This window comes from Vibrio sp. 2134-1 (assembly GCF_033339495.1).
Genome location: NZ_JAWOUS010000864.1, coordinates 1 through 541 on the forward strand (window position 1 = coordinate 1; position 541 = coordinate 541).

General features: G+C 48.6%; 1 protein-coding gene. It reads left to right on the forward strand.

The annotated features are described in order from the left end of the window. A partial coding sequence (locus R7R78_RS28960; RefSeq protein WP_225474950.1) for a glutamate synthase-related protein occupies nucleotides 1-541 on the forward strand: 541 nt, incomplete at both ends.

Consider the following 541-nt stretch of genomic DNA (forward strand, 5'->3'; position numbering starts at 1 on the left):
TATTTATTCGATCGAGGATTTAGCCCAGCTGATCTTCGACCTAAAACAAGTCAACCCGAATGCCCTGGTTTCGGTGAAACTCGTCTCCGAGCCTGGTGTTGGCACCATAGCCACCGGGGTCGCAAAAGCTTACGCCGACCTCATCACTATCTCAGGTTACGATGGCGGTACGGCCGCAAGTCCACTGACTTCGGTGAAATACGCAGGTAGTCCTTGGGAACTTGGCCTCGCAGAAACCCAACAAGCACTGGTTGCAAATGGCCTTCGCCATAAGATTCGTCTTCAAGTAGATGGCGGGTTAAAAACAGGGCTAGATGTTGTTAAGGCCGCGATTCTTGGTGCGGAAAGCTTCGGATTTGGTACCGCACCAATGGTTGCTATGGGTTGTAAATTCTTACGTATTTGCCACTTGAACAACTGTGCAACGGGTGTGGCAACTCAAGATGAAACCCTTCGTAAAGAGTACTTTAAAGGCTTACCAGAAATGGTAATGAACTATTTTACTGGCCTTGCCGATGAAGTACGTGAGTTACTCGCAGAA